The sequence below is a fragment of the Bradyrhizobium algeriense genome (genome assembly GCF_003062295.1).
In the GTDB taxonomy this organism is placed as follows: Bacteria; Pseudomonadota; Alphaproteobacteria; order Rhizobiales; family Xanthobacteraceae; genus Bradyrhizobium; species Bradyrhizobium algeriense.
The window spans coordinates 1-553 of record NZ_PYCN01000210.1; the positions used below are offsets into that span (position 1 = coordinate 1).

The following is a 553-nucleotide window of genomic DNA, read 5'->3' on the forward strand; positions in this document are numbered from 1 at the left end:
CTTGAGCGCCGGCTCGGCGGCGTCTACAAGCCCGGACCCGGCCACCCGCCCTTGCCGGTGCGGCTGATGGCTGGCCTGATGATCCTCAAGCACATGGAGAGCCTGTCCGACGAGGTGCTGTGCGCCCGCTTTCTCGACAGCCCCTACGTGCAGTTCTTCTGCGGCGAGGTCAGCTTCCGCCATGATCTGCCGTTTGAGCGTTCGTCCCTGACGCGCTGGCGCCAGCGGCTGGGCGAGGAGCATCTCACCGCCTTGCTGCAGGAAAGCCTCTCCGTGGCGCACCAGACCGGGGCTCTCGCCACGAAGGATCTCGAGCGGGTGGCCGTCGACACCACGGTTCAGCCCAAGGCGGTGGCTTATCCCACCGATGTCCGCCTGATGCACCGGGCCCTGATCAAGCTCGTGGATCTCGCCCACAAGTGCGGTGTCCGGTTGCGCCAGAGCTATCGCCGGGTGGCCCAACACGCTCTGATCCGGATCGGCCGCTACCTTCATGCCCATCAGTTCAAGCGGGCGAACCGCGAGCTGCGGTTTCTGCGCGCCCGGCTCGGCC

Annotated in this window: 1 protein-coding gene; it reads left to right on the plus strand. The window is 67.3% G+C overall.

Translation table 11 applies throughout. The features are described 5' to 3' along the window. Positions 1 to 553, plus strand: a 553-nt coding sequence (locus C7G61_RS43160; protein ID WP_145963851.1) for a transposase, incomplete at both ends; no start/stop codon positions are given.